Origin of the sequence: Chitinophaga rhizophila (genome assembly GCF_019492185.1) — a bacterium.
Classification (GTDB): domain Bacteria; phylum Bacteroidota; class Bacteroidia; order Chitinophagales; family Chitinophagaceae; genus Chitinophaga; species Chitinophaga rhizophila.
On the sequence record NZ_JAICCF010000001.1, the window covers coordinates 333,704 to 354,156 of the forward strand.

Below are 20,453 nucleotides of genomic sequence, written 5' to 3' on the forward strand. Positions count from 1 at the left end.
TTCTCAATATCAAAAATTCACATTACCTTGCGGTAGGAAAATATCTGAATCAGCCTATGATACGAATGTATCTGATATCGCCCACCGGGGCAGCTCCTCCACCAGATATCTCTCCACCGCGGGAGAACCAGTTTCCGACGCTCAAAGATCCACCGCGATCGCGTTTGAGAACAATCATCACCTTTATCATTTATCTATTCTTCGCCTGCTTTTTCTCTGCTAACGCAGCCCTGTATGACAGTCCCTTTTATCTGACCCTTCTTCCATTAACATACGTTCCCCCTGTCTGCACCATCAACAATATACCTGCTTGCAATAACTACCTTACCAGTACACCATCTTATATACAACATCCTGTTACAAACATTTGCCCGGAGCGCACTGCTGCCTGCCTGAAAACAAGGCATTACCGACATGCCGGTATGCCACTGTCAGCAGACATGCCTCCACCTATACTTTATTCCGACACACCATTATATCACAAAATGAAAGCAACATGAACCCTATGATGCAAACACACCTCCCCCTGTGGACGAAGATCCAGGCTTTCTCATTCGACAATGGAACAGCAGTGAACACCTTTGCCAAGAAACTCGCTGCTGAACAGCAATGGACACCCGATTTTACCCGGCGGGCCATCGAAGAGTATAAAAAGTTTATGCTTCTCTGTTGTATCTCGCCCACAGGCGCTGCACCATCGAATGTCGTTGATGAAGTATGGCACCTGCACCTGACGTATACGCAGTCCTACTGGACAGACTTCTGTAAAAACACCCTTGGCAGGGACGTACACCATTACCCCTCAGACGGTGGTACCAGCGAAGATTACCGGCACCTGGCCTGGTATAAAAGAACCAGACAGTTATACCGGAACATATTTGAAACAACGCCGCCGGAAGATATCTGGCCAACACCGATCGACTATGTATCAATACCTGATTACCCACCGGTGGAATGGACCACAAAGCTGACAGTTACCTTTTCAATGCTGGCATTACTCCCTTTTCTCTTTTCCGGGATGGTATATGGAGAGCTGTTCCCCTTTTATCTTAAAGGCCCGCAGTTCATCTGGTTCTTTGCACTATTTGCGCTTTCACTGCTGACCATTTACCTGATATACCATATCAGAAGTCAGGAACAGGTTAACCGCCTGTTAACCGCTCACTTCCCTGAAGATGCATCACCTTTTCATATCGCAGCCTTCGTATACGGAAAAGGGAGGGCAGTCCAGACAGGCATTGTAGATCTGATGAAAAGAGGATTATTACTGACCAGCAAAGAGGGTGTATTCACAGTGAATAAAGCCGGGTACATACCGCAACAGCAGGAAAAGAACCCGCTGATACCGGGCTTTGAACTGGAAGATGATCAGACCGAAGTAGATTATAAAGCCATTTCAGAACGATGGTATACACCCGCAGATGCCAGTCACCCGATCTTCATAGCGATGGATCAATTTGCCAGCAGGAACAGTGGTTTCATCGGACTACTACACGTGCTGTTATATGGAGTACCGGTCATCCGGATTTTACAGGGATGGATTCATCACAAACCGTTTGGGTATCTTATAATAGGAATAATACTGACAGCAATATTGTGCCGGGTAATATCAAGAGGATGCAGGCGGGACCTGTCAATGTACAAAACAGCCAAGGCGCTGTATGAGCATAAGTATGGAAAGCCGGAAGAGGAAACAGATCCGGTAGTACACCAGTTTGCAGTCAAAGGATTATCCGCCGTACGGGATATTCCTGATGTGGCATTACTGGCAGGCGTCTTTGCCGCATATAGTACCGTATCATTCCGCAATACCTTTGGAGAGCCGGAGAAGAAAGACTTTGGCGGTGCATCAGGTTGCGGTAGCAGTGGCTCCAGTTGCGGAAGCGGAGGAAGCAGTTGTGGAGGCAGTAGCTGTGGAGGCGGATGTGGTGGATGCGGCGGCGGAGGCGACTAATTACGGCATGTTTTCTGTACATGTTGCAACGTTTAGCCCTTACGTCATATATATACTTAACAGTTGTTTCATCCATGAAAAATGTACTTTATCTTCTAACGGCGGCCGGCCTGTTTGCGTGTTCACCAAAACTTCAGTCAACGGATCATTCCTTTGCCACATTTCCGGCACTTCCTGATACAGCATTTGTTGTAGTACTGGAAGAAGAGGATAGGTTTACCGGCGGACAAAAAACAGGGATCATCCAATCAACTGACGATCACATTGCTGCTGCCTGCGCCTATGATGAGATCATTACCCGGATGAAACAGGCCGCCAGGCAAAAAGGGGCAAATATTGTGAAAGTTACGGCTCATACTAATCCCGATCGCAGCCATCGTTGTGAATATGTCAGCGCCGGTTTGTACCGGGTCGATCATCCCCGAACATACGAAAGAAAGTTCCCCTGGAGTGCTGACCGGCCACTTACATGGGCTGACTATAAAGGTAATGCGGCCAGCATCCGCGAAAGGCATGTAGGTGCGAGAACATCCTGCAGGTTCGGGATAAAAATTGATACCCTGACTACGCCCGGGCAAGCCCGCGTTATTGTTACCAATGAATTTATATGTTACCAGAGCAGTGCGAAGAACGATCAGCAAAAGCCAGCTATACTGGCACATGAGCAATTACACTTCGACCTGTGCGAGGTATACGCAAGAAGTTTAAGAAAGACATTATCTACCACCCCGCTCACACCCGGAAACGTGACCCGGATTTCCAAAGACGCATTCCTGGAAACTTACCGGTTATACAGAGAGCAGCAGGCGTTGTATGACGCAGAGACAGAACATGGTCTGCAAACAGCTGCCCAGGAACAATGGACCCGCAAAGTAAAAGATGCACTGGCCAGTATGGAGGCATATGCCAGATAATTATCCAGCAAAATAGAAAGGACAAAAAAAATATGCCTTTTGTTTTTGCAACAAAGTTACATTTACATATCTTTATATTATGCGTGAAACCCGACATACAATTATAAGAAGACTGGCAGCTCTTGTGCTGCTGTCTATCCTTGTGTATGTACAGGGTGTGAAGGCGTTTCACCGCCATGATGTTGTGTCAGCCAGGTATGATACTGACGTCACCCATTCCGTATTGAAAGCTGCACATGACTGTGCTGTATGCGACTATCATCTTTGCAAAGATGCAGTGCTGCCCGATTTACCTGCTTTTCATCAGCCGCTGCGTTATTACCTGATGTTAGATACCGTCTCTGTATCTGCTATCCTAACATGCTTACCAGCAGTACATGCCGACAGGGGCCCTCCTGCGCCTGTGTGCTAATCCCATACGCTCCCCTACCGACACAACCTTCATAACTGCATCTCCATAATGCTATGTTGCAAGCTATTACGCTGACCAAAAAATTTGGACAGCATACTGCCCTGCATGCGCTCGATCTGACCGTTGAAAAGGGTGAAATATTCTGCCTGCTCGGACCCAACGGCGCTGGCAAAACTACTACAGTCAATTGTTTCCTGGGTTTTGTTACACCCACCAGCGGCCGTGCCCTGGTGAATGGCATCCATGTAACGCGGCAACTGCGCGAAGCGCGCCGGCATATTGCTTATATACCGGAGACAGTCATGCTATACCCTCACCTGACAGGACTCGAAAACCTTACCTTTTTTGATACCCTTACCGGCAATCATTATGAAGAAGAGTATTACATCAACCTGTTATTGGAGGCAGGACTGCAGGAGGATGCGATCGGTAAAAGCGTGCAAACCTATTCCAAAGGTATGCGGCAGAAGGTAGGCATCGCAATCGCTACCGCCAAGAATGCCAGCGTACTGCTGCTGGATGAACCCACTTCAGGTCTTGACCCGCATGCCAGTTATGAGTTTTCCCATTTGCTGCGCAGATTCAGCGAGGAAGGGCGGGCAGTACTGATGGCAACACATGACCTGTATCATGCACGGGAAGTAGCCACGCGTATCGGCATTATGAAAAACGGACGACTGATCACCACGATGGAAGCCGATGCAGTTGATCATTACACGCTGGAAAACATCTACATGCAACACATGCGGACTGTCTGACCTAACCATTCATATTTAACGAAAGATGCTTCTACTACTCACGACCAAAGAGTGGCTGGCGGGAATACGTACCTACGCATTACCTGCCGCATTGCTGACATTGCTCCTGCTGATAGGGATTGCTTTTGCCGGCACATACAAACGTGCAGAAAGCCTGCGGCAATCGCGGGTGGAAGCGAATGCGCATTTCAGGCAGCAATGGGAGCAACTGCAAACCGGCGATCCGCATAGTGCGGCGCACTTTGGTACGTATATATTTAAACCTATTACCTTATTAAGTGGTTTTGATGGAGGACTTGAATCCGTTACCGGTACGTCCATGCGTGTAGAGGCACATGTGCAACACGCCATGGCCGCCCCGCCGGCACGCGCTGCAGACGCCTACCTGCGTTTCGGTGCATTGACACCTGCCAGCGTATTACAATTATTCTTTCCACTACTCATCATATTCAGTTGCTACAATGCATACCTGCAGGAAAAGCATGCCGGTACGCTTAAACTACTGCTGATCCAGGGAGCTACACATCGTACAATCATCAGCAGTAAAACAAGGTATTACCTGGCAGTGGTCAATGTAATGCTGATTGCCGGACTATTGGTGTGCATACCAGCATTGCTGTTTACAGGCACCCCTGCTTCAGATGAAGCGCTCCCCCTCCGGCTGATGATACTCGTGCTCGCCTACAGTAGCTATTGCAGCATCTTCGTACTGATAACAATGGTCATATCGGTAATAGCTGCAAATGCCAGGCAGGCATTGATACTGCTTTCCGGCATATGGCTGATCTGGAACATCATCATCCCCCGGCTCGGGCCGGGACTGGCAGCGCGTATCTATCCCCTCCCCTCTCAATACCTTGTACAGGAACAGATAGAGAAAGGGATAAAAATGGGTATAGACGGACAAACGCCCCGGGAAGAAAGGCAGCAGCAGGTCATTGCAGCAACATTGAAGCAATACCAGGTTACCAGCATAGATGCATTGCCGGTGAATATGAACGCCCTTCTTATGCAGGCCGGCGAAGATTATTCACAGCGGGTATATGAGCATTATACTGCAAAGACAGACAGCATTATTGATTTACAGAACAGGTTTACCGGTTACTTTGCACTGGCAGATCCTTACCTGGCTGTAAACAGTCTGTCAATGGCCCTCTGCGGAACAGATTATCTGCAACAAAAACATTTCGATCATACAGCCAGAACATACCGTAATGACTTCATACGCAGGCTGAATCATGAACTGGCTTATGGCGGCAGCCGTACGGGCGACGAGCACTGGAAAGTGTCAGCGTCTTTCTATAAAAGTATTCCCGTGTTTCGTTATATACCGGTCAGCCTCTCCGCTGTATTGCGCAGTCAGGCATGGATGATAGCTTCCCTCCTGTTATGGCTGACAACCGGTATTGTTCTTTTACAAATTATTGCGCGTTATGTCACTACGGAATAGTCAGCTGCACAGCTGGAAAAGCATTCTTCTATTTGAGCTGCGTACGCTGCTCCGCACCGGTATACTGCCAGCATTGCTGTTGATAGTGTTAGCTACAGGCATTACAGCGGCACTGCTGGGAAAACAGGTCAGGGCCACACAGCTGAATACGCTGGACAGCATCAGTAAAGATTATGCAGCAGCGTATGAGAAGTTATCCCAGGGCTTCCATGCTGACACGTCCACACCTGCCGGTAAATCAGCTTACACCGCAGCTGCACATCCCGCAGTAGTGGACTTCCGTTTACATAGAACAGCAGTTCACCCACCGGCAGTATTTGCTGGTTTGGCTGTCGGACTAAGTGACAGGGCTACTTATTATGTACCGGTTGCTGTAAAACAAAACTTCGTACCTGCTGATGAAAGTATCAGCAATCCTTTACACCTGCTGGCCGGCGCTTTTGATGTTTCTTTTCTGATTATCTATCTGCTGCCACTGGCCATGATATGTATCAGTTACAACCTGCTGGGGCAGGAGAAAGAGCAGGGTACATTTTCATTATTGTTATTACAGGGCAGTAACATGGCTACCATCCTGTTCCTCCGCTTAGGGTTACGTTACGTCATATTGCTGTGCTGCGTGCTGATAATTACTGCCTGTGGCATCCTACCGGCAACAACCCTTCCATGGAATGAGGTGATGGCCTGGTTACTGGTAAGCGCTGCTTACCTGGCCGTATGGACCGGCATCATATGGCTGATCTTATCCTGGAACAAAGCCTCTGCGCTTACATTGATGACAATGTTATGTACCTGGATCATCGTACTCATTGCACTGCCCGCTTTCCTGCTGTCAAGACTTACAGATGGTGCAGACGATAATATGGCAGCGGCAGCATCTATCCAGCGGGAGATAGAATGGGAAACATGGGAACTGCCACAACGGCAACTGCTCGACAGCTTTTATAGTTACTATCCGGCATACCGTAATGCACAGGCGTATGATACAAGTGCTGGCAGCACCCGCCGGATGATAGCTTACTACGACCTGGTATCGCGGAGGGCGCAACGTGCCAATGCCAGTATAAAAGCAGCATGGGAGCAAGATATGGCCCTTGTTCATGCATCCTGCCTGTATAACCCGGCCGTATATGCACAGGTGCTGCTGAACAGTATTGCCGGCACAGACCTGACAGACTACATCTACTTTGACAGGCAGGTTAGCCTATTCAGAGAACGCTGGAAGCAGTACTTCTATACATTTCATTTCAACGACAGAAAGTTTACGATCAACGACTACCAATCACTACCAGTCTACCAACCATCCCGTGACCCCGGCAGGGCACTATTGTGGATGAAAGGCAGCTGCTATCTGTTATCGCTTGCCGTTGGTTTTCTTATAGCGGGCACAATGCTATTGAGCGTGACACACAGGCGTTACAGTATATGATCAACTATTCAATTTTTATGCTGATGAATAAATCACTACCCATACCTGTTGGCTTATGTTTACTCGCACTGAGTACACAGGCACAACAAAAAACAGACAGTCTGCGCAGGCAGCAGCTGAAAGAGATTGCCGTCATGGAGAAGAAGAGAAGTATGAAGACAGACAGTATGTCGCCGGTGCTGAGAATGGAGGGCAGGCTGCTGGAAATACCGCAGAACATTACCGGCGTTAGCAGTGACCTGATGCGGGAGCAAGGCGCTATTGAAATGAAGGACATTGTGCGCAATGCGAGTGGCGTAAAGATGGGTTATAACAGCTCCCTGTTCGATGCATCCGCAACAGTCATGATGCGTGGCTTTTCGGCAGAGACATATGTCAATGGCATGCCTCAACGCAGTACCATGGGCGCACTGACAGAAGATGCCGCATTTATAGAAAGGGTAGACTTCATCAAAGGACCGGCAGGTTTCCTTATCTCATCCGGCGATCCCGGAGGTAGTATTAACATTACTACCAAAACACCCCGGCAACAGCGCATCCGGCATGCGGAAATAGCAGGTGGCAGCTTTGGTTTTATGCGCGCAGCAGCAGATATTGGCAGTGCAGTAAAATCAAAAGGTGTATCGTACCGGTTGAACGGGGCCTACCAGGGAAGTCAGTCTTTCCAGGACTTTATCAGCACAAAGAAGTATGTACTGGCTCCGGTAGTTCAATACAACTTCAGCCGCCGCACCTATCTGCTGGCAGAATATAACCTGATAGACATGCGGGCGGATGGTGGCAGCAGCGTAACCAGACTAGGTACAGCAGGTGAAGTGCTCAAAGACAGGATGGCTGATAACTATGCCGGCGATCCGAACCTGCCACAGTCGGGTTCTTCCTCACAGAGCGCCAGAATTGCTTTTGAGCACCGGTTTAATGACAACCTGCGGCTGACAGTACAATCCAAGTATACTGTTAACACTACCGACGTATGGTACCTGATATCCGACAACTATTCTCTTGTCAACTTTGACAGCACAAATGTGACCAGACGGCTACCTGTGAATAACAGTATCACCGGGCGGGTGGCAGCAGTACAGGCATATCTGAGCGGTAGCTTCCGGACAGGCCATCATGTCGTACATAACATTGTAGGCGGAATGGATTATAACTACAGCAAAGATAATTATACCAATGCCTATGGTCAGCACACTTTCACATTTGATAAAAACCGTCCGCAATATGGGCTGGACAGAGACAGCGTTAAGATGCTGGGAAAAGCTACATTGATTGCGCGGGAGAACAACTGGACATCCGCCTTTGTGTATAGCACCAGCCGTATACATACGAACTGGCTGTTCAACTTCGGCGGTCGTTTTACCATCAACACGCCTGTTACGACAAATGCCCGGCAGCCACAAAAAGATGAAACTGCCTTTTCGCCCAGGTTAGGTATTACACGTTTGCTGAAAGGCAATCTGGCCGTCTATGCCTTGTATGACCAGTCGTTTATTCCACAGTCGGGCGTTGATGCCAGCGGACAAAGATTCGATCCACAACGGGGCAACAGCATCGAAGCAGGGGCAAAAAAAGAGTGGTTTCAACAGAAACTGATTACCAGTATTGCCGGTTACAAGATCATTAAAAATAACCTGCTGGTATCTGACCTGGAACATCCCGGATTCAGAAGACAGATTGGGCAAGCCACCAGCACAGGCGCTGAAGTAGATATCATGGGACGTATCAGTAACCGCTTGTCCGTCTCTGCTAACTACTCCTATACCCATGCCATCACCAGCAAAGATACCAGGAAGGAGAATGAGGGTAATAAACTGGCATTTACACCTGAACAGGTTATTAACAGCTGGGCGCAGTATACCCTGCCACTCACGGATCTGTCACAGATAAGATGCAGCGTTGGGCATACTACCGTTACCAAAACAGCCACTTATACACCCGGCTTTGACCTCAAAGGTTACACAAAGTTTGATGCAGGTATTGCTTATACGCATGGCAAATGGTATGTGCGTGTGGTAGCGGATAATCTTACCAATAAACGTTACTTCTCCAGCGGAGATATGCTGACCGGTTCAGTATATGAAGGCGTCAGCAGTTACTATTATATCGAAGGAGCGCCGGTATCATTCAAAGCGTTTGCAGGAATCAGATTATAACATTATTGCGCAATAGGGGATATGCCGAAACCCCATAATAGTAGGCATTAAATTCTAAATACTATTTTATGAAAGACAATCAGGTAACCCAGATCAAACTGAGCATCGATGACCTCAAAATCGACAGTTTTGTAACAAGCATTGACAGTGAAATGAATACCCGTCTGGCAGGTGGTCTCGCAGGACAGAGCCATCCTACCCACACGCTGGCTACTGATGACCAAGGTCATCTGTGCACGACTATTATCTGTGCATAATATCGTTTGAGGGTAAAAGAAAGGGGGTAGCTCAAAGCCAATTTGAGCTGCCCCCTTTGATTTATTACACTTGCTGAAGCATTACAAGGCACACATGCATGTTATAACCGGAAAGCCCGGATCATATTATATCTTATCACAGTGTGAGATTTTAAGCAACCTGCATAGGAGTTTTATATCCGGAAAGCTCCGATCATATTGAATTATCCTATCACGGCGTGTGATTTTAAGCAACTTGCATATGAGTTTTATATCCGGAAAGTCCGGATCATATTGTATTATCCTATTACGGTGTGTAATTTTAAGCAACTTGCATATGAGTACTTATCAGACCGGGTTCGGACTTTGATGTCCTGGTCTTTGTACGGGGTACAACTGCGTCCAATAAGTAATTTCCTGAATAGGATGTGCATGTTTGTTATACCAGCAATAGCACTACCATAAAGTATATCAGATACACCTCTTTCGGGTGGCAGCGTGATCACACAAAAGCAACTTTATCTTGCAGTGATCAGCCCCTGCCGCAACAATACCCTTATCTGGGATACTACCGCCGCCTGCAGGGCCTCCAATGGCACATCCACCTGTGGGTATAATACAGTTTGAATGATAATAGCCAGTGTGGCTGATCGCTGAAGTGCCTCCAACAGTAACGCGGTGAACCGGCTGACGGGGAAGGTACTTACTCCCTGTGCATGTGCATAGTGCAGGTAGTAACTGCGGCTGGTCCCGTTATTATCCGCACCGGTTACGTCAGCAGCAAGATTCCAGGTATCCGCGACGGAACAGCTTTCCAGCCCCTGTACGGGAGCAAACGTATATTCAAGTAAAGCTGTATCAGGAGCAGAGAGGTATACACTGTTTATTCTTTCCAGGAGCGCACCCCGTTGTGTGTAGTATAGCAATCCCCGGTGATACCGCCATACGTTGGTAAGCGACTGTTCATAAATGAAACAGTCTTCCCGATAAAGTGTGGGGCGTAACAGGGCTTCCAGCTGGTGTACATCGTTTGCCATGTCAACCGCAGCCGGATCGGCTATGGCAAGCGAACGTTCATAATACCGGCTGAATAATTGCCTTTTCACGGCACCTGCTGCGTACAAAGGGCTGTCATGTGCCGGAACGCAGATGCAGGGAACTATTATATCATTGGATCTTGGCGGCAGCAATACACTGGCGAACAGATACCCCACTCCTGCCATCCCTGAAAACAATCCAGGGTCATTTACTGATCCGCTGATAAAGCTGTTGTAGGTACCGTGCTTTTCAAAGTAGTTCACCGCAGCCACCGCTAACTGTTTGGCCATATCACGCAGATCCGGCTTTTTCAGGATCTCCGCCGCCTGTAGCAGGAATAGCGCTATACCCCCATAACCGCTGCATAGGGTGTAATCGCCCCGGCTAAGATTATTGGCATCCGCCATACAACGTTCCAGGGCGGCGGTAACCGCAGTGCCAAAGTGCGCCTGTCCGGTTTGCCGCCAGGCGTATAAATTAGCCAGTCCTATACCTGCAGCGCCGTGTGCCCAGGAATTTACATCGCTGATATATTGTTGAAAGCGGGTCAGTTCCCAATCCATGATGTCTGCGTCCTGTAACCGGGTACTGGTCAGCCGGAGATCCAGCCAGTTATTCCTGGCAGGGTCATGGTATGTCATTTCATACCTCCATGCCTCCATAGCAAGATACTCGAGTCCTTCGTCTCTAAAATAACCTGCCACCTGTAACAGCGCATGCGCGATACCGGAAGCGCCGTGAGAAAATCCCGTCAGACAGTCATATGATCCTTTAAAATGGCCCCAGCGTAAACCCTGCTTAGCGATCCTCGCATTTGACAGTAGTTTATCCGCCAGCTGCCGTATCAGCAGGAGTATTTCATTGTCTTTTGTATATCCATATAACTGCGTAAGCACCAGTAGGTTACCTGCATGTCCGCTGATGAAATCATCCTGTATAACTTCCTGTAAAATACCTTCCTGAAAACGGGCTGTAAGTTCGCCGGCGCGGTGGAGGTACAGGGCATCGTTCGTAACTTCATAGAGTTGAACACAGAGGTATAACAAGCCAGTAGCGCCGGTATACAGGGTATAGTACGACTGTTGGAAAACAGCCGGGTGGAAGAGTAAAGTGTCGGCGGCGGCGATACAGGCAGCCCGGTATGCAGGCTGGTAATCTGCTAACCGGAGGTAAAAACATATCATCCCTGCTTTGCCATTAAACAGGTCGATACTGGCCCCCGGTTGACTGAGATCTTCCTGTATACGGTCGGGGTGAATCAGCGGCAATAAACGGTCTGTAATTGCGGATAATGCGATTTGTATCCGTTGCTCATCATGAGAGGGGGTGTCGGGCATGTACATGCTGTAAACATTTCAGGGTAAAAAACATGATATAGGCCTCATCCAGGTTGGATACGCCAAGGCGGTTATGGCCCATGTGCAGGAAGCTGCCTGTTATTTCCTGCATTTTGTGTGTGTCGAAGGGGTGGGTGGCGTACGCACAGAAGACCTGCCTGTTGCAGGCAACAAACTGCTTTAATGGAGTGGCAGCAGTACCGGCATGCAGCTCCTCCCACAGGTTATGGACGGCGGGTAGCAGCACAGCAGCATATTGGGTGAAGCGGGCTTCCAGCAGCGAGGTGAAATATTGTTCCTGTGCTGCCGCAGGTTGGGACCGGTCATAAAGCCGGGGCAGCCAGTTCCGGATGAACAGGCGACAGGTATCCAGTTGCTGCATAGGGGATGTATCCCAGGCATACAACAGGGCCATATTCATTTTCAGTGCCTGTAGCAGGGCCGTTGATACAGACCATTCTGAGGTAGTATTTAACACATCGATCACATACCGGGACGAAGCAACAAACTGGTCTTCGGCCCACCCGATGGAGTATTCATTGCCATACCTGTCTATCTCTGGTTCGTAGGCGATGAATTGGACCTCAACACCTGCTATGCCTTTTACTGCGCTTATCAGCGAAGATTGGACAGCGGGAAAAGTGTGTGCCGGTATGTGCAGCCGTAGTCTGATGTGCTGACCGTGCTCCCAGTAGCGGATGAAGAAAGCACGGTGGCCCGTCTGCTGCAGGAAAGGATGAACTGCGTGTTGCAGCAACAGGCGCAGATCTCCGGTGTAAAAAAGGTGTGCTGAGAGCCAGGAATATTGCATATACTACATGTTATACCAGTGAATCAGGTATTCTTTTACCAGTCCGCCGTCAGCAGCTACATGTGCAGCATCGGGCAGCATTTCTTCCAGGTAGCACCACTCCCCTGCCCTTGACAGGACTTTTCTGAAAAGGCTGACAAGTAACGGGTGGGTGAAGCTGATATATTGTGGTTTGTAATCGTCTCGCTGTAACTGGCTTTGCTGGCCAGTCGTAGGGGGTATCCAGGCAGATCTGAGGAAGAGAAATACCTGTTCCGGCACCCCGTTGCTGATTCGCCAGGTATTAAGCCTTTCAAAGTAAGCGGCGCTGGTTTCTTCATTGCCGGATACAGGTATGGCAGCCGTGCGGATCAACCATCCTTTTCTGCGTAGTATGACATGGTCGCCAAAGCAGATACGTGGTTTTATGATCACTGTATTATCTGCCTGTAAAGGAGCGGAATAGTGGTTGTCAACCGCCTGCATCAAAGCGCGCAACGGCACACGGCAGTCCGTATTGAAGTGGGCCAGCAGACGATAGAAATGCGAGCGGTTATAAAATGATTCGAGAGAGAGATCGTAGGCATATACCACTTTGTTATACCCCGTATGGAACAGCATCAGGGCGTTGTTGTCTGCATCATATCTGACAACAATATCCTGCAGGGAAATTCTGCCTTCCTCGGCGTAACTGTTGTTACCACCGGGCATGCATACTTCATAAGACAGCAATGGTGGGTGTATGTTGGCATTAAATGCAGATCCGTCATTTAGCTCAAGCAGCAGGCAGTTTTCATGTAGGCTGGTATTCCAGGCCCGGAAATCGCTGGTGACCACGGGGTCCATCAGATGCAGGAAGCGACCGGCTACTTTTCCCATGCCAGGTAACACCGCGTTTACAACGCCTTTGTATTGGTGCTGGTCTTTGTATAACTGGGCGAACACGCCACCTGTGTGGTTGCTAACTGCGGGAATATCTGTCGCAGGCGTAAGCTGGATTTCGTCAGCCGTGGCTGTCAGCTGTAAGGTATCGGGCAGGGGAATATCCTTCCTGTCTTGCTTAACAGCAGCTGCCGCAGGCTTCTTTTCCTGGCGGTAATAGTCATGATAGAAACGGGTAACAGGTATGCTGGCCGTACCCTCATAATGCGTGGTGAAGAAACGCAGCATAGATTGCCGTTCCTCCTGCAACCCATCAAATGGTTGCAACAGGATACATAGTTTGCTGACAGCAGCAATAAACGGGGTAATGCCTGCTTCGGGCAGCGCGGGGATATCTGTGGTGTAGGTATCCTCGTAAAAGATGTCCTGTGGCAGGAACTTCCTGGCCTGAAACCGGAATAGTTCAAAGCTGCCGTCAGGAGCGGTTGTTTCATCCGGCAGGTCAGCTTGCTGTTGTAAGCGTAAAAATTGTTCATTCACCAGGAGAGATGTATCACGCAACAGCTGGAAACGTTGGTCGGAAGGAGCGTTTACATAAGCTGTTTTCGCCAGCTGCAATTGTACGAGTACTGTGTGTAAGGACGCTACAACGAGCAGTTGCCGGTATGGCAGCAGGAAGTTCATCAGCTGCCTGTCCCATTCAGGATCGATAGCGGCACATCCTATATGTGGTTCAAGTAGTCCGTTGATGACAAGCTTCAGCAGGAATGATTTGATCACTGCTCTGTCAGTATCAGGTATCTGTGTACACAGGTGATCAGTTAATGCGCCGATACTGACGGGCTTAATATGTTCTTTGAAATAATGGTAAAGCCATAACGGCAGATTACGGGCGGGGAGGCGCTGAAAAGCCTCTACGTTGAAATAGTTCACCAGGAAGGATATCTCTTCCTGTTGCAGCGTGGCAGTGACGTTTAATCTGAGTTCGACTATTTCATTCAGTACAGGGTGGTAGATCATTAGTAGTCGCAGATAGCTGAACAGGCCATTGTGTAGGCGCACACTACTATGTACGGATGCACTTTCAGCATTGGATGCTGCCGGCGCTATTGCGCCTCTTCCTACATAGGTAAACGTGCTGAAGGGGGATGTCTTTGCCGCCATGCGGCTGACATACCTGACCAGGCTATATTCGTTTTTGAGTTCTTTACTTCTGAACCTGTTGCAGTCAGCAACAGCAAAGTTGTTCAGTTGCTCATACAGTACAGGGCTTGACAGCAGAATACCTTTACGCAGCGACTCCTGCCTGGCATATTGCTGCAGTTCATGTCTGGCCTGGATCAGCAGCTGATCGTACCCGAGGGAACGCAGCTGTTGCATCTCCTTCTTATGCAGTATCAGCTGTACGTAAGCGTGTATGGACGGCGGGGCAGCAGCAGGTAGCTTAGCGGGTAGCTTGTCATTGAAGATGTCTCGTTTAAGCTGTAACAACTGTACCCGTTCTTTTGGGTCTGTGGACTGATTGATAAGGTCGTACAACAGGTCGCAGATGGCTGCTTTTTCTTTATGAAGCTGTTGCTCCAGCAGCCATTGCTGTTCAATGGCAGACGTGGTATCCGTCAGCTGCGCCGTTTGCAAAACGCTGAGTGGCATGCCTGCATAACGCACCAGCAGGTGCGGAAATATTCTGAGCGCCATAGGATGGTATTTTCAGGTATAACAAATCTGATTAACGGCCTAGTTCGAGCTGGTTTTTGATCAGCCGGTAATAGGCTCCTTCTGCTGTAATAAGGGTTTCATGGGTACCTGCTTCAACGATCGCTCCCTTGTCCATGACCAGGATCTGATCTGCATGTCTGACGGTACTCAGGCGGTGTGCTACCACGACAACTGTCTTTCCGGTAAAGAAGTCATGAAGGTTGTTGATGATGTCGCGTTCATTACTGGCATCAAGAGAGTTAGTGGCTTCGTCCAGGAAGATGTATGCCGGGTTACGGTAGATGAGCCGTGCGATGAGCAGGCGTTGAGTTTGTCCTTCGCTCAGTCCGTAGCCGTCTTTTCCTATCATGGTATCATAACCGAAGGGCATTGCAGCAAAGAACCCGTGTATGTTGGCCATCTGGCAGGCTGCTATCATACGCTCCCTGTCTCTTACAGTAGCGCCGCCGAAGATGTTGTTGGCGATTGTATCTCTGAATACATAACCATCCTGCATCACAGCGCCGCATTGTTGCCTCCAGTGATGCGCGGTGATATCCTGGAACGAGTGGTTACCGACAGATATGTGGCCCTGTGAGGGACCATAGAACTTCAGCAGGAGCTTTAACAGGGTTGTCTTACCGCTGCCACTGAGTCCGACGATAGCTGTCATCTTACCTGCGGGTATGGTGAGGTGCAGATGGTTGAGTACAAGCGGCGTGTATTTATTTCCATATTGGAAACTTACATCCGAAAGGCGCAGATCACCTGTAATGGCAGGTGCAGGAGCGTCTTGCTCAGTTACAGGATCTTCCTCTTTCTCGTGGTGTACTTCCGCAATACGCTGCAGACTGAATTTAGTATTCTGTAAGGCCCGGATAAAGTCAGCCAGTTGTGCCACAGGCGCGTTAAGCTGTCCGCAGATAAATGTAATCGCGACCATTTCACCCAGCGTGAGTTGTCCTTTTACGACCAGTATAGCGGTGAGGCAGGTGATGACTACATTCCGGGTTTCATTGATAAAAAGAGCAACACCCTGAATAAACTGATCGAGTTTAAGGCTTTCCAGTTTGACAGCAAAAGATTGCTGTTGCAGGGTAGTCCATTGATTGATTTTGAGTTGTTCGCCCCCGGTCAGTTTTACTTCCTGAAAAGCGGAGAAGATCTCCAGCAAGGTGTCCTGATTGGCAGCTAATACACGGAACCGCTTCTGATCGAGCCGGCCCCGCTTTTCTCCGAAAGCTCCCGTCCAGGCAATGCCGGCACCAGCGCCGGCAGCAAACAGGAGGAAGATCCACCAGTTATAATAGAGCAGGGTCCCACCTAGTACGAGCAGCATAATGACTGACATCACAAAGGTGACGGCAGACGTGGTTAGGAAGTCTTCAACCCGCTGATTATCTGTGACCCGTTGCATATTATCACCCGCCTGCCTGTTATCGAAAAAGGCGAACGGGAGTCGCATCAGCTTCAGGAGGAAGGCCTCCAGCATCATAATGCTGATCTGTGCCCCGAGAGTAAGTAGTATACGTGCCCGAAGGAAGTCAGCAATCAGTTTGCCGGAAAAAAGGGTGAGCTGACCCAGTCCGATGAGTAACAGCAATGGCATCTGTTTACTACTGATCCCCTTGTCTACGATCGCTTCGGTGAGTAAAGGAGTGAGGAAGGAGCATACAGCAGCAATGAATACAGTAACGGCCACCGGTATAAGTTTACGCCGGTGCTGACGTACGTAGGGTAAGAACGTGCGTAAGGTAGTGGCGGGCATTTCGACTTCCGGTGCTTCAAAGAACTGCGGAGTAGGTTCGAGGAACAATGCTCTTCCACTACCCTGCTTTTCGTCCAGCTGCCAGGCCTGTAATAATTCAGGGATGGAGTAACGCACGCTTCGTCCGAGTGCAGGATCAGCAATGTATGCTTTGTCCCGGGTTACCTTGTACAGCACAACAAAATGTTGTCTGTCCCAGTGCAGAATACATGGTAGTGGCGCTTTCTCTGCCAGGACGGTGAATGGAAGTTCAGCAGAGAGCGTATTGAAGCCCAGTTGTTCTCCCGCCGCGATGATATCGGCAAAGGTTACGCCCTGACGGGATATTTTACATTGGTTGCGCAGATACTGCAAAGGGTATGTCTTTCCATGCCAGGCAGCAATCATCTGCAGGCAGGTCGGACCACAATCCATGGCGTCGGCTTGTCTGAAGAAAGGGAAGGCGTTCCTGGTATATAGGAATTGAAACATTGTTGCAATCTATGTAAAAATAGAATATGAAACAATGCTTCATAAAATATTACCGGCAATGTTGTATGTTATTAAGGGTGAGTAGCCGGAAAAGAGATCGGCAGCGTAAAGACCCGGGAGCATAAACGGTACATCAGGGAGCTAAAGCAGACAAACTACCTGATAGCAGTTGTGGGAGTACCGTGTGATTGAACCTGTTTGGTTAGTCATCTTTAAGTTGGTTGTTCTGACAGGTGATTGGGCATACGAAGTGTGATTGCGGAGGGTGGCCTGCTATAAAAGGACAAAGCCGGAACAGGAATGTACCGGCTGACTTAAACCTACAACTGTTGCCGACTGTCACAGCAACGAGTGCGTTTATAATATCTTTATTGTATTTAATGCGTTGGTCCGAAGTTCTACTAATCTGTAGAGAATCTCAACCGAAAAGGGGTGAAACGGACAAATTACATCCTGAATCGGCCGGGTTCCAAAAGAAGGGCGGCGCAGGAATACGCCGCCGTTTTTGTTGATATTCTGTTACGAATATTGAGTGTGTGTTTATGTACCTTATATGCTTAAGAGAGTATATCCATAGAACAGGCAGCGCGATACTGCCAGTACAAATATCTGGGTATTCACTGGCCCGGGCCAGCAAAACAGGGGTGAAACAGCCAATTTGCCGGTTGAAATGGTGTTGAAAGGATGTTTCCCGTCAGCGCTGCGTAAGCCATTCAAGAAATTGCTGCATCTTCTCGCGGCTGATAGTGACCGTTTCGGGTACAGGTACGGACAGCGTAAGTGTGAGTTTGCGGGACAGAGAGCTGGTAGCATCCTGAACGGCCTTGCGGTTAACGAGGAACTGTCTGTTAGCGCGGAAGAACAGTGGTTCGGTCATCTTACCGATATCGTCCATCGTCTTATTGACAACATAGCTTTTCTTATCGAAAGTAGTCAATCCGACAATACCATTCTTCAGATAGAAAAACGCAATATCATTGACAGAGACAGGCATGATCTTGTCTTTCTGATAAACAAGCACAGCGCCTGCTTCAGCACCCTTTCTATTGGAGAACAGCTGTTCGAGCGCTCTATAAGGAAGGGTGTTACCTGCTATCCTGCCTCTGAAAGCGAGGTATTTATTAATAGCAGCCGTCACTGATTCATTTGTGAAAGGCTTCAGTATATAATCGAAGCCGTTGGCCTTAAATGCGTGTAGCGCATATTCATCGTATGCCGTACAGAAGATGACAGGTATATCAATTTCAACTGCAGGGAATATTTCAAAGCTCAGGCCATCACCGAGTTGAATATCCGAAAAGATAAGCTCTGCACTCGTATTACTTTTAAAGTAAGCGATGCTTTCTCTTACCGTGCCCAATATCTTTTCGACGGTCACCTCGGGAAACAGCTGCCGGATGGTCTGGGCAAGGTCTCTGGCTGTAATCTTCTCATCCTCTATGATCACTACCTTCATGGCTCAATACTTTAATGCTTACAGTAAATTTATGCTCATCCTGTGATATGATCACCTCATCACCAGACAATATACGGTATCGTTCTATGAGGTTAATCAGGCCCTTGCCACTAGGAACTTCAATATACTTCCTCACCTGTAAATTGTTTTCTACCCAGATACGACCATCTTTGTAGTATACCTCAATGACCAGAGGAGACATATCGGTAGCTTCATTGTGTTTGATGGCATTCTCAATGAGGGATTGTACCGAGAACGAAGGTACATATCCACTGGACAGGACCTCGCCTGGAATATCTATATAACAGCTCATTGCATCCTCAAAACGGATCTGCTGCATTTCTATATAATCCTCACAAAGCCTTATTTCATCAACAAGACGGGCCACACGGGATTGTGGTTCTGCCAGTGACGCCCGCAGAAAGTTTACCAGGTGGGAAAGATATACTTCCCCCGCATGCACGTCAGTTTTATACAAGCTTTTCAGCATGCTTAATGCATTAAAGAGGAAATGAGGATGGATCTGCTGCTTTAGCAGGAGATTGGCTGATTCAAGATTAGCTGCTTTCAAGCGGGAATTTTCCAGTTCAGCATGTTCTTTTTCAAAACGTAAAATCACGAGATTATGTGTAACAACAACAAGACTATTTACCCATATACCCTGTACCAGAATACCTGGAAGTTTTTCCCACACAGGTACAGTTATGAACGATACATTTATTAATCCTTCGAGCGGAAGTGTTATCACAAAGGTGACAACAGCGAATAGATAGCCGAGTATGTACCTGACGGCTCTTTCCTGTCGCCCTGATTGCATGGGATAATAGCGTCTCAGCCAGACAATGATTGCTACATTCACGAACCCCTGCATCAGGGTTCTGAATCCGGTCAGTGAGGCAATGCCCCAGGGGGCACCTTTTCCCAGTCTGAAAACGACTATGAACATAACGGCAGATGCAGCCGATATAAACGCTAACACCCAGCAATAGCGTAACAGTTCCCTGACGAAAGGAGTCATTTTCATCAATTAAAGGTAGGGGAAATTTAAGGTATGACAGGTTGATCAATGCTTTGAAACGGACAAAACGACGTATGAGGCGGCGGAAAGGGCATGTATTTTGATTAACTACCACAAACCCATCCATATGGTCAGATTTAACAAAGTACATGTTGCCCTGCTGGCAGGAGCCGGTCTGCTGATGCTTAGCACTGCTACTGCCGTTACCATCCCTAAAGGGGCTGTTGCCGTGAGACCTTTCTACATAGATAAGTTCCTGGGCAAATGGTACGAAATTGCCCGTCTGGATTACAAATATGAGGAAGACCTTAATAACGTAACTGCTACTTACAGTCTGCGGAAAGATGGGGCTATCCGGGTTGACAACCGTGGTTATGATTACACAAAGAACAAGTGGAAAGAGAGTATCGGGAAAGCTAAGTTTGTAAGAGAAGGTGATCTTGGCAGGCTGAAAGTATCTTTTTTTGGTCCTTTCTACGCGGGGTATAATGTTATTGCAATAGACAGATCTTACAAGTATGCGCTGGTAGCGGGTAATAATCTGAAGTACCTCTGGATATTGTCCAGGGAAACGACCATCCCGGATAATGTGAAGGAAAATTACCTGGCCAAAGCCCGGGAAATCGGTTATGACACCGACGCCCTGGTATGGTGCCAGCACGATAAAGAAGAATGATATACAAGCG

16 protein-coding genes are annotated in these 20,453 nt (G+C 48.4%); 10 read left to right on the top strand and 6 right to left on the bottom strand.

Features of this window, described 5'->3' with window-relative positions; translation table 11 throughout:
• Window positions 1-56: 56 nt before the first annotated feature.
• The 9 genes from K1Y79_RS01280 to K1Y79_RS01320 all read left to right on the top strand — a co-directional run bounded on the left by K1Y79_RS01280 (window position 57) and on the right by K1Y79_RS01320 (window position 9,330).
• The gene (locus K1Y79_RS01280; RefSeq protein WP_220248184.1) at window positions 57-500 is read left to right on the top strand and encodes a hypothetical protein; all 444 of its coding nucleotides are present in this window, start codon (window positions 57-59) and stop codon (window positions 498-500) included.
• Window positions 497-1,954: a hypothetical protein gene (locus tag K1Y79_RS01285; RefSeq protein ID WP_220248185.1), complete on the top strand. Its 1,458-nt coding sequence runs from the start codon at window positions 497-499 to the stop codon at window positions 1,952-1,954. The genes K1Y79_RS01280 and K1Y79_RS01285 overlap by 4 nt, the downstream gene beginning before the upstream one ends.
• A gap of 74 nt (window positions 1,955-2,028) precedes the next feature.
• Entirely contained in the window at window positions 2,029-2,868 is an 840-nt protein-coding gene (locus tag K1Y79_RS01290) for a DUF922 domain-containing protein (protein ID WP_220248186.1), read from the top strand.
• A 79-nt stretch (window positions 2,869-2,947) separates the two neighbouring features.
• Complete coding sequence (locus K1Y79_RS01295; RefSeq protein WP_220248187.1) at window positions 2,948-3,280, top strand: hypothetical protein; 333 nt, start codon at window positions 2,948-2,950, stop codon at window positions 3,278-3,280.
• A gap of 53 nt (window positions 3,281-3,333) precedes the next feature.
• On the top strand, window positions 3,334-4,038 hold the full coding sequence (locus K1Y79_RS01300; RefSeq protein ID WP_220248188.1) for an ABC transporter ATP-binding protein: 705 nt from the start codon (window positions 3,334-3,336) through the stop codon (window positions 4,036-4,038).
• A gap of 25 nt (window positions 4,039-4,063) precedes the next feature.
• The gene (locus tag K1Y79_RS01305) at window positions 4,064-5,488 is read left to right on the top strand and encodes an ABC transporter permease (RefSeq protein ID WP_220248189.1); all 1,425 of its coding nucleotides are present in this window, start codon (window positions 4,064-4,066) and stop codon (window positions 5,486-5,488) included.
• Window positions 5,472-6,917: a DUF3526 domain-containing protein gene (locus K1Y79_RS01310; protein ID WP_220248190.1), complete on the top strand. Its 1,446-nt coding sequence runs from the start codon at window positions 5,472-5,474 to the stop codon at window positions 6,915-6,917. The genes K1Y79_RS01305 and K1Y79_RS01310 overlap by 17 nt, the downstream gene beginning before the upstream one ends.
• A gap of 23 nt (window positions 6,918-6,940) precedes the next feature.
• Window positions 6,941-9,073 (top strand): TonB-dependent siderophore receptor, encoded by a 2,133-nt coding sequence (locus K1Y79_RS01315; protein ID WP_220248191.1) that lies wholly within the window; start codon window positions 6,941-6,943, stop codon window positions 9,071-9,073.
• 68 nt (window positions 9,074-9,141) lie between these two features.
• Window positions 9,142-9,330: a pinensin family lanthipeptide gene (locus K1Y79_RS01320; protein ID WP_220248192.1), complete on the top strand. Its 189-nt coding sequence runs from the start codon at window positions 9,142-9,144 to the stop codon at window positions 9,328-9,330.
• A gap of 497 nt (window positions 9,331-9,827) precedes the next feature.
• On the opposite strand, the gene K1Y79_RS01325 is transcribed toward K1Y79_RS01320, so the two are convergent.
• From K1Y79_RS01325 to K1Y79_RS01350, 6 genes are all read right to left on the bottom strand, one after another.
• A complete protein-coding gene (locus K1Y79_RS01325) occupies window positions 9,828-11,690 on the bottom strand; it encodes a lanthionine synthetase LanC family protein (protein ID WP_220248193.1) in 1,863 nt (620 codons plus the stop codon).
• On the bottom strand, window positions 11,662-12,495 hold the full coding sequence (locus K1Y79_RS01330; protein WP_220248194.1) for a thiopeptide-type bacteriocin biosynthesis protein: 834 nt from the start codon (window positions 12,493-12,495) through the stop codon (window positions 11,662-11,664). The genes K1Y79_RS01325 and K1Y79_RS01330 overlap by 29 nt, the downstream gene beginning before the upstream one ends.
• Window positions 12,496-12,498: 3 nt before the next feature.
• Entirely contained in the window at window positions 12,499-15,054 is a 2,556-nt protein-coding gene (locus K1Y79_RS01335; RefSeq protein WP_220248195.1) for a lantibiotic dehydratase, read from the bottom strand.
• 31 nt (window positions 15,055-15,085) lie between these two features.
• On the bottom strand, window positions 15,086-17,293 hold the full coding sequence (locus K1Y79_RS01340; RefSeq protein ID WP_220248196.1) for a peptidase domain-containing ABC transporter: 2,208 nt from the start codon (window positions 17,291-17,293) through the stop codon (window positions 15,086-15,088).
• Between the two features lie 694 nt (window positions 17,294-17,987).
• The gene (locus K1Y79_RS01345) at window positions 17,988-18,749 is read right to left on the bottom strand and encodes a LytR/AlgR family response regulator transcription factor (protein WP_220248197.1); all 762 of its coding nucleotides are present in this window, start codon (window positions 18,747-18,749) and stop codon (window positions 17,988-17,990) included.
• Window positions 18,724-19,773, bottom strand: coding sequence for a sensor histidine kinase (locus tag K1Y79_RS01350; protein WP_220248198.1), 1,050 nt, complete (start codon window positions 19,771-19,773; stop codon window positions 18,724-18,726). The genes K1Y79_RS01345 and K1Y79_RS01350 overlap by 26 nt, the downstream gene beginning before the upstream one ends.
• A 121-nt stretch (window positions 19,774-19,894) precedes the next feature.
• On the opposite strand from K1Y79_RS01350, the gene K1Y79_RS01355 reads away from it, so the two are divergent.
• Window positions 19,895-20,443, top strand: a complete 549-nt coding sequence (locus K1Y79_RS01355; RefSeq protein WP_220248199.1) for a lipocalin family protein — start codon at window positions 19,895-19,897, stop codon at window positions 20,441-20,443.
• Window positions 20,444-20,453 lie beyond the last annotated feature (10 nt).

What these genes read in the sequence shown, in the direction of transcription:
- K1Y79_RS01280 (WP_220248184.1), top strand. Translation starts at nt 57, where the DNA reads ATGATACGAATGTATCTGATATCGCCCACCGGGGCAGCTCCTCCACCA.
- K1Y79_RS01285 (WP_220248185.1), top strand. Translation starts at nt 497, where the DNA reads ATGAACCCTATGATGCAAACACACCTCCCCCTGTGGACGAAGATCCAG.
- K1Y79_RS01290 (WP_220248186.1), top strand. Translation starts at nt 2,029, where the DNA reads ATGAAAAATGTACTTTATCTTCTAACGGCGGCCGGCCTGTTTGCGTGT.
- K1Y79_RS01295 (WP_220248187.1), top strand. Translation starts at nt 2,948, where the DNA reads ATGCGTGAAACCCGACATACAATTATAAGAAGACTGGCAGCTCTTGTG.
- K1Y79_RS01300 (WP_220248188.1), top strand. Translation starts at nt 3,334, where the DNA reads ATGTTGCAAGCTATTACGCTGACCAAAAAATTTGGACAGCATACTGCC.
- K1Y79_RS01305 (WP_220248189.1), top strand. Translation starts at nt 4,064, where the DNA reads ATGCTTCTACTACTCACGACCAAAGAGTGGCTGGCGGGAATACGTACC.
- K1Y79_RS01310 (WP_220248190.1), top strand. Translation starts at nt 5,472, where the DNA reads ATGTCACTACGGAATAGTCAGCTGCACAGCTGGAAAAGCATTCTTCTA.
- K1Y79_RS01315 (WP_220248191.1), top strand. Translation starts at nt 6,941, where the DNA reads ATGAATAAATCACTACCCATACCTGTTGGCTTATGTTTACTCGCACTG.
- K1Y79_RS01320 (WP_220248192.1), top strand. Translation starts at nt 9,142, where the DNA reads ATGAAAGACAATCAGGTAACCCAGATCAAACTGAGCATCGATGACCTC.
- K1Y79_RS01325 (WP_220248193.1), bottom strand. Translation starts at nt 11,690, where the DNA reads ATGTACATGCCCGACACCCCCTCTCATGATGAGCAACGGATACAAATC.
- K1Y79_RS01330 (WP_220248194.1), bottom strand. Translation starts at nt 12,495, where the DNA reads ATGCAATATTCCTGGCTCTCAGCACACCTTTTTTACACCGGAGATCTG.
- K1Y79_RS01335 (WP_220248195.1), bottom strand. Translation starts at nt 15,054, where the DNA reads ATGGCGCTCAGAATATTTCCGCACCTGCTGGTGCGTTATGCAGGCATG.
- K1Y79_RS01340 (WP_220248196.1), bottom strand. Translation starts at nt 17,293, where the DNA reads ATGTTTCAATTCCTATATACCAGGAACGCCTTCCCTTTCTTCAGACAA.
- K1Y79_RS01345 (WP_220248197.1), bottom strand. Translation starts at nt 18,749, where the DNA reads ATGAAGGTAGTGATCATAGAGGATGAGAAGATTACAGCCAGAGACCTT.
- K1Y79_RS01350 (WP_220248198.1), bottom strand. Translation starts at nt 19,773, where the DNA reads ATGAAAATGACTCCTTTCGTCAGGGAACTGTTACGCTATTGCTGGGTG.
- K1Y79_RS01355 (WP_220248199.1), top strand. Translation starts at nt 19,895, where the DNA reads ATGGTCAGATTTAACAAAGTACATGTTGCCCTGCTGGCAGGAGCCGGT.